Annotated in this window: 5 protein-coding genes; 2 read left to right on the plus strand and 3 right to left on the minus strand. The window is 71.8% G+C overall.

Annotation, left to right across the window (positions count from 1 at the left end):
* Positions 1-231 precede the first annotated feature (231 nt).
* The gene (locus ACIPSA_RS41290; protein WP_402644763.1) at positions 232-3,282 is read right to left on the minus strand and encodes a BTAD domain-containing putative transcriptional regulator; all 3,051 of its coding nucleotides are present in this window, start codon (positions 3,280-3,282) and stop codon (positions 232-234) included.
* 305 nt (positions 3,283-3,587) lie between these two features.
* Here ACIPSA_RS41290 and ACIPSA_RS41295 point away from each other — a divergent pair, with 305 nt between their 5' ends.
* Positions 3,588-4,439, plus strand: a complete 852-nt coding sequence (locus ACIPSA_RS41295; RefSeq protein WP_402644765.1) for a mycofactocin-coupled SDR family oxidoreductase — start codon at positions 3,588-3,590, stop codon at positions 4,437-4,439.
* Positions 4,440-4,524: 85 nt separating this feature from the next.
* Here the strand turns inward: ACIPSA_RS41295 and ACIPSA_RS41300 are convergent, their stop codons facing one another.
* Both ACIPSA_RS41300 and ACIPSA_RS41305 read right to left on the minus strand, forming a co-directional pair.
* Positions 4,525-5,571, minus strand: a complete 1,047-nt coding sequence (locus ACIPSA_RS41300; RefSeq protein ID WP_402644767.1) for a fatty acid desaturase family protein — start codon at positions 5,569-5,571, stop codon at positions 4,525-4,527.
* 152 nt (positions 5,572-5,723) lie between these two features.
* Entirely contained in the window at positions 5,724-6,974 is a 1,251-nt protein-coding gene (locus ACIPSA_RS41305; protein ID WP_402644972.1) for an aminotransferase class V-fold PLP-dependent enzyme, read from the minus strand.
* A 448-nt stretch (positions 6,975-7,422) separates the two neighbouring features.
* Between ACIPSA_RS41305 and ACIPSA_RS41310 the strand changes: the two genes are divergently transcribed.
* Positions 7,423-7,628: hypothetical protein (locus ACIPSA_RS41310; protein ID WP_402644770.1), on the plus strand; the 206-nt coding region annotated here is incomplete at its 3' end.

A 7,628-nucleotide genomic window follows, 5' to 3' on the forward strand; every position in this document is an offset into this window, starting at 1 on the left:
GCCCGGTCAGCGCCCGACCCCGCCCACGGACCACCGCCCGGCCCCGCACCACAGCTCAGACGCCGTCCCCCGACCACGGCTGACCGAGCACCATCAACACCGCCTCCAGGCTCAGCGCACGCCCCTGACCAGCGGCTCGACCATCTCCACCACCATGCGCCGGCCACCGCCGCCAAGCCCGGTCAGCGCCCGACCCCGCCCACGGACCACCGCCCGGCCCCGCACCACAGCTCAGACGCCGTCCCCCGACCACGGCTGACCGAGCACCATCAGCACCGCCTCCAGGCTCAGCGCACGCCCCTGGGCGTGGGAGTCCGCGTAGGCCTGGTCCCCGGTCAGGGCGCGGGCCGCGGTCTCGGTGCGGGCCACGTCCGGGTCGCCGGCGACGGCCATGCCGCGCAGGGCCACTCCGACGCCGAGCAGCAGCGCCGCCCGCTCCCCCGCGCCCTCCAGCACGGCCAGCCCCGCCAGTCCCTCCGCCGCCTGCGCCAGGTCGGCCGGCGTGTGCAGCTCCAGGGCCCTGCGCAGCGCCAGTTCATGCCAGGAACGGGCCTCCGCGGGCCGCTGCTCGGCCTCGGCGGCGCGGCCCAGACCGGTGTGCAGGCGCTGTATCAGCGCCCCGCTGAACCAGTGGTCCCCGCAGGACGCCAAGCCCCGCTCGTACCACTCCCGGGCCCCGGCCGTGTTGTCCCTGAGCCGCTCCATGTCGCCGAGGCCCAGCTGGGCGGCGGCCACCTTGTCGGAGCTGCCGACCCGGCGGGCCAGCTCGGCGGCCCGCCGGTAGTCGGCCCCGGCCTGCTCGAAGTCCCCGCAGTGCAGCAGGGCATCGGCGCGGTGGCACAGCAGGCCCGCCATCTCCTCGGGCGCGTCCAGCTGGCCGACCAGGACCATCGCCTCGTCCAGGTGGGCCAGGGCCTGCTCCTGGTCGCCGCGCCAGTCGGCGAACGTGGCCAGCGGATCGAGGCAGTTGGCCATACCCCACCGGTCCCCGGTCTGCCGGAAGTGCGCCAGGGCGGTGACGAACTGCGCCTCGGCCTCCTCCGGCTGCCCGCCGAACCACGGCTGGAATCCGTCACCCATCAGACCGACCGCCCTCGACCACGGGTCGGGACCGATCTGCCGGCGTCGGGTGGCCTCGTCGGCGGCCCGGCCGGGGCCCGCGATCAGCGCCCGCAGCACGGTCAGGATCGGGCGCCTGAGCGGCCGGTCGATGCCGAGCAGCACCGCGTCGGCCCGGTCGAGCCACTGGTGCTCCGCCGGGCCCGCGCGTTCGGCGGCCTGCTCCAGGGCCCACTCGGTGTGGGCGTTGAGCGCGCACAGGGCGTACTCCTCGTCCAGGCCGGGCGGCGGCCGCTCGCCGATGGCGGTCAGCAGCGTCGCAGCGGGCGTGGCGTGCTCCACGGTCAGCCCGCGCAGCCACCAGTACCAGGTCAGCTCGGCCACCAGTCGCAGGGCCGCCTCGGGGTCCGCGGCCACCGACCAGCGCAGCGCCGCCTCCAGGTTGCCTTGCTCGGCACCGAGTACGGCCAGCCACTCCACCTGTTCGGTGCGGCGCAGGTACGGCTCGGCGCGCTGTGCGAGGTCCAGGAAGTACGCGGCGTGCGCCCGGCGGAACTCCTCCTGCTCGCCGGACTCCACCAACTGCTCGGCGCAGAACGCGCGCACCGTCTCGAACATCGTCACCCGCCCGTCGCGGGTCTCGGCGAGCGACTTGCCCACCAGCGAGTCGAGCAGCTGCTCGGTATCGGGCAGGCCGCACACCGCCTCGGCGGCGGCGAGGGTCGCACCGCCCGCGAACACCGTCAGACGACGGGCCAGGGCCCGTTCGTCGGCGTCCAGCAGGTCCCAGCTCCACTCGACGACGGACCGCAGTGTGCGGTGGCGTGGATCCGCCGTGCGGTCGCCCCGGGAGAGCAGTTTGAACCGGTCGTCGAGGCGGGCGGCGATGTCCTGGACGCTCAGGGTCCGCAGCCGGGCGGCCGCGAGTTCCAGCGCCAGCGGCATCCCGTCCAGGGCGGTGCAGATCCACTCCACGACGCCGGCCCGCGTCGCGTCGAGGGTGAAACCGGGCGAGACGGCGGCCGCGCGGTCGGTGAACAGCTGGACGGCGGAGCGGCGCTCCAGCGGGGAGAGCGGACACAGCGCCTCCCCGGTCAGGCCGAGCGCCTCGCGCCCCGTGCACAGGATCCGTACGCCGGGGCAGGCACCGAGCAGCCGCCGGGCCAGCCGGGCGGTGTCCTCGACGACGTGTTCGCAGTTGTCCAGGACCAGCAGCATCCGGCGCTCGGCCAGGGCGGTCACCAGGCGTTCCTCAGGTCCGCGTCCGCCGTCGGCGCCGGGCCTGAGGCCGAGCGCGGTGAGCACGGCGGCGTGGATCTGGCCGCCGTCCTCCAGGGGGGCGAGCTCCACGAAGCAGATGTCGTCGGCGCGTTCCCGGCTCGCCGCCTCCACGGCCAGCCGGGTCTTGCCGACGCCGCCGGGCCCGATGAGGGTGACCAGCCGGGCGCTGGCGACGAGTTCGCGGATCCGGTGCAGTTCCTGGTCGCGGCCGACGAAGCTGGTGAACTGGGCGGGCACGCCCCGCGGGGTGGTCCCTCCCGGGGCGCCGTCCGAGCGGAGCAACTCCTGGTGGAAGCGGGAGAGTTCGGCCGACGGGTCGGTGCCCAGTTCCTCGGCGAGGGTGGCCCGGGCCTTCTCGTACACCGTGAGCGCCTCGGCCCGCCGCCCGCTGGCGTGCAGCACCCGCATCAGCAGCCCGCACAGTCGCTCGCGCAGCGGGTGCGTCTCCACCAGCTGCCGCAACTCCGGTACCAGCGCGTCGGATTCACCGAGGCCGAGCTCGGCCTCGATGCGGTCCTCAAGGGCGGCCAGGCGCAACTCCTCCAGGCGTACGGCGGCCTGGGTCTGGGCCGGTCCGCGCCACAGACCGAGCGCCTCCCGCAGCAGGGCGGCGGCGCGCCGGTGGTCGCCGTGGGCGAGTGCCTCGCGTCCCTGCCTGGCCATGCGTTCGAAACGGTGGGCGTCGATGTCGTCGGGGTCGACGTCGAGGCGGTATCCGTGCGGCAGCGACTCGATGGTGACACCGAGCCGGCGGCGCAGCCGTGAGATCTGGGACTGCAGTGCGTTGGCGGCGCTCGCGGGCGGCTCGTCGCCGTACACCTCGTCGATCAGCCGCTCGGTGGACACGACCCTGCCCACGTCCTCCAGCAGCAGAGCGAGGACGGACCGCAGTCGTGCGCCACCGAGTTCGAGTGGTTCGCCCTCGGCGGTCCGCGCTTCCATTGGCCCCAGAATCGTGAACAGCACGGGAAGATTGTCTCTCATTCCGGTCGACGGCATGAGAGGGCCTGGAGACAGGGCCTGGCACGCACACGGTACCCCGCTTCACTCCGGTCACGCCGGAACGCGGGACGAACCGCAGACCGCGGGACACCCCTGTCGAGAACGCGTCTTCGAGTGCCGGGTTTTTTCGGGCATCCCCCTATCTGTTTAGGGGTTATTGGCGCGTTGTGGGCCGTGCGAACGCGCCAATAATGAGGCGAGTCATAGCACTCCGGTGGACTGCACCGAATACGAAGGAGGGCCCCATGGGCCGGCTGGCAGGAAAAGTAGCAGTAATAACCGGTGCGGGCCGGGGCCAGGGCCGCAGCCACGCCGTGCGGCTCGCCGAGGAGGGCGCGGACGTCATCGCCATCGACCTGGGCGACGGCGAGGTCGGCAGCGTGGAGTACCCGCTGGCGAGCACGGAGGACCTGGAGGAGACGGCCCGCCTGGTCCGCAAGGCCGGGCAGCGCGCGGTCGTCAGGGTCGCGGACGTCCGCGACCGCGCCGCGCTGCGCCAGGCCATCGACGAGGGGGTGGCCGAACTCGGCCGCCTGGACGTGGTGATTCCCAACGCCGGCATCCTGCCCATCGGCGCGGGCCGCCCGATCGAGGCCTACGTCGACACCGTCGACATCAACCTGTCGGGGGCCGTCAACACGGTGCACGCGGCGCTGCCCCACCTCGGCGAGGGCGGCTCGATCATCATCGTCGGCTCGATCGTGGGCCTGCAGCCGGGGCACGCGGACGTGTCGCAGGCCGGCCCGGGATTCGCCGGTTACCGCTTCGCGAAGCACTCGCTCGTCGAGTACGTCAACACGCTCTCCCAGCTGCTGGCCCAGCAGGCGATCCGGGTCAACGCCGTGCACCCGACCAACGTCGAGACGGACATGCTCCTGAACGACGCCGTCTACCAGGCGTTCATGCCCGACAAGGAGGGCCCGACGCGCGAGGACGCCCTGCCCATCTTCACCGGCATCCAGGCCATGCCGATCCCGTACGTCACCCCCGGCGACGTCTCGCACGCGGTGGTCTACCTGGCCTCCGACGAGTCCCGTTACGTCACCGGCCTGCACCTGAAGATCGACGGCGGCGCCCAGGTGAAGCTGGGGCTCTGACAGTCGTACCCCACACTCCCGTGGCCGTCGGCGGGATGTCCGCCGACGGCCACGGGAGTGTCATGGTCGGGTGGGGGCAGGCTGATCAGCGGCGGGCACGCAGGGGCTCGCCGGCGCTCCTGAGGTGGCGCAGTGCCTCGCGGTGGGAGGCGACCAGGCCCGTCTGGTGGTACGGGATGCCCAGCTCGGCGCAGTACTGCTCGGTGATCCGCTGGGCCTGCCGCAGGGCGGTGGTGGGCATGCTGGGGAACAGGTGGTGCTCGATCTGGTAGTTGAGGCCGCCCATGAAGGCGTCGACGAACATGCCGCCGCGCACGTTGCGCGAGGTCAGCACCTGGCGGCGCAGGAAGTCCAGCTCCTGGCCGTCGGTGACCATCTGCATGCCCTTGTGGTTGGGGGCGAACACCGAGCCCAGGTAGATGCCGAACAGCGCCATGTGCACGGCGACGAAGGCGACCGCCTTGCCGGGGGAGAGCATGGTGAAGACCGCGCCGAAGTAGACGACGAAGTGCGCGACGAGCAGGCTCCCCTCGAGGCGGGGCCGCTTCATCTCCGGGGTGAACAGGGCCCGGAAGCTGCCGACGCTGAGGTTGAACCCTTCGAGCGTGAGCATCGGGTAGAAGAGGACGGCCTGGTGACGGCCGATGAACGCGGGGAGCCCCCGGGCCACGCTCGCCTGCCGGCGCGACCACACCAGGAGGTTGGGCGCGACGTCGGGGTCCTTCTCCTCGTGGTTGGGGTTGGCGTGGTGGCGGGTGTGCTTGTTCATCCACCAGCCGTAGCTCATGCCGAGCAGCGCGTTGGCCGCGATCAGCCCGCCGATCTCAGTGGGTCGACGGCGGGAGAACACCTGCTTGTGGGCCAGGTCGTGGGCAGCGAGCCCGAGTTGCCCGAAGACCACGGCCAGCGCGGCCGCGACGAGGAGCTGCAGCCAGCTGTCACCCAGAACGGCGAACGCCACGCAGCTCGCCACGAGTGCGAGCGCCACCGCGCCGAATCGCAGGCTGTAGTAGACCGGGCGCCGTTCCATCAGCCCCGCCTCGGAAATTCTGCGCGACAGGCGGGAAAAATCACTCCCGGTTCCCTGGGCGATCGACGGTAATTGCTCCGTGAGCACTGTGGGGTTCGCCATGCGACCCAGTATGTGGGGCGGATATTACGCGGCATAATGCCATCCAACCCCTGTTAACCGGGCACCTGACCCCGGCTCGAATGCAGGAAAACCCCTAATTCACAGCCGGTCCACCGGCGCCCGAGCTCCGCTCCACAACGGCTTCTGCTCCGTCACGCCGGAGGCTCTAGCCGCCTGGTGTCCGACGTGCCGCCGGACACGAGTGCAAGGTGCCGTCCGGCCGTCCGCTGGCGCGGCAGTGGGATGCGCGCCGCGGGGGCCGCGCCGGCCGAGGGCACCGCGGCGGGCACTGCGGCGGGCACTGCGCGCGAAACGCGCACCGGACGGTGTCGCGGCTCGGCCAGGACGTCCCGGAGGGCCTCACCGAACCATGCGATGTCCTGCGGTGAGTTGTCGTGGTGGACGGAGGCGCGCACGGCGGTGGTGATGCCGCGCCCGGGCAGGTACAGCGGGGTCTCCTGCGCGACCGTTTTCCACACGACGACGCCGTGGGCCGCGAGCTGCCGTCGCACCAGCGCGGCGGGCAGTTCGTCGTGCCGGAAGGTGAGGATGCCGGACTGGATCCGCCCGGGAGCGATCAGTTCGGTGCCGGGTGCCTCCTCGACGGTGGCGCGCAGACCGATGGCCAGGTCCTCGTCGGGAACGGCCGCGCCGTGCTCGGCCAGGGCCGTGTTCAGCGCGGCGACGGCCGCACCGTGCGGCGGTACGTGCGGCGCGAGGCCGTACGGGGCCAGGGCGTGCCGCAACTCCGGTGCCACGTAGGCGAATCCGACGGACTGCGGACCACGCAGGAACCGCCAGCCGTCCCCGGTGAGCAACTGGCAGCCGATGCGGGCCGCGTCCACGGGGAGCTGTCCGACCGCGTAGGAGGCGTCGACGGCGTACAGGCACCGGTAAGGGGCCAGGATGCGTCCCACGTCCTCCACCGGGTTGACGATGCCGCAGCCCGCCGGGACGTGTGCCACGGAGACGAGGGCGACGCTGTCGTCGATGTGCGAGGCCATCCACTCCAGATCCAGGTCGCCGTCCGGGCGCAGCGGTACGACGTCCAGGCCGCAGCGGGTCCGGTCGCGCAGGGCGAAGAGGGTGGTGAGGTTGGCGGCGCCCTCGTAGGGAGTCGTCCAGATGCGGTCGCGCGGGCCGATCGGGAGGCGCGACAGGAGGGTGGCGAACGCGTCGGCGGCGCCGGTGAACAGGACGGTGTCCCCGGGTGGCGCGCCCAGCAGGGCTGCGAGGCGTTCGTGGATCTCGCGGTGCAGTACGTCGTCGAGGTGTTCCTCCAACTCGTGGGGCCCGTACCGGTCCTCGTGGCGCGTCCACTCGGTGAGCACCGCGCGTACGGCTTCGGGCATGCGGCCCAGACCGGCCGCGTTCAGGTGGACCCTTCGATCGCCGTGGGACATCGCATTCACTTCCGGGGCCTCCCCCCGTGCTGCGGGGCAATGTATTGCCACTTGCTTGACAACACATTGCCAAGATGTCCGCGGGTTTGGCAACATCGGCTCAGGCGGCGCTCTAGTGGCGGGGCTTTTGCCAGATGCGTCTCGCTTGCGCCTGGCCCCTCCCTGGCTTCTGCCTGGCTCCGGACTCGGTCCCGTCCGGCTTTCTTCCAGAGGAATTGCCAAGCATTGCCAGAGGGTCTCGACTTCTGCCAAGACCAGGCATTTGTGCAGTTCAGAGACCCACTTGGGTGGCAAGTCCGACGCCGCATCCAGCGTTCTGGGGCGCTTCTGGTGCCCCTCTTGAGCGCATCTCCACCAATTCCCCAGTGATTCCCGAGATTTTGTTGCCAACCTTCTTGGCAAGAGGTTGCCAAGCAACGAACGCGAAGTTGTCACAGAGGAGCCAGCCATGAACCGCATCGCCAAGATCGCCGCCACCGCCGCCGCCGTCGCCGCCACCGTCTTCTCCACCGCCTCGGCCGCGGACGCGATCGGCTGGCCGGCCTCCTCGACGAAGGCGACCGCGACGGACACCATCGGCTGGCCCACCGCCGCCTACGCCTCCGCCAACGGCACCGACGACATCGGCTGGCCCACCGCCACCACCGTCTCCGC

Origin of the sequence: Streptomyces sp. NPDC086549 (assembly GCF_044746205.1) — a bacterium.
Taxonomy (GTDB): domain Bacteria; phylum Actinomycetota; class Actinomycetes; order Streptomycetales; family Streptomycetaceae; genus Streptomyces.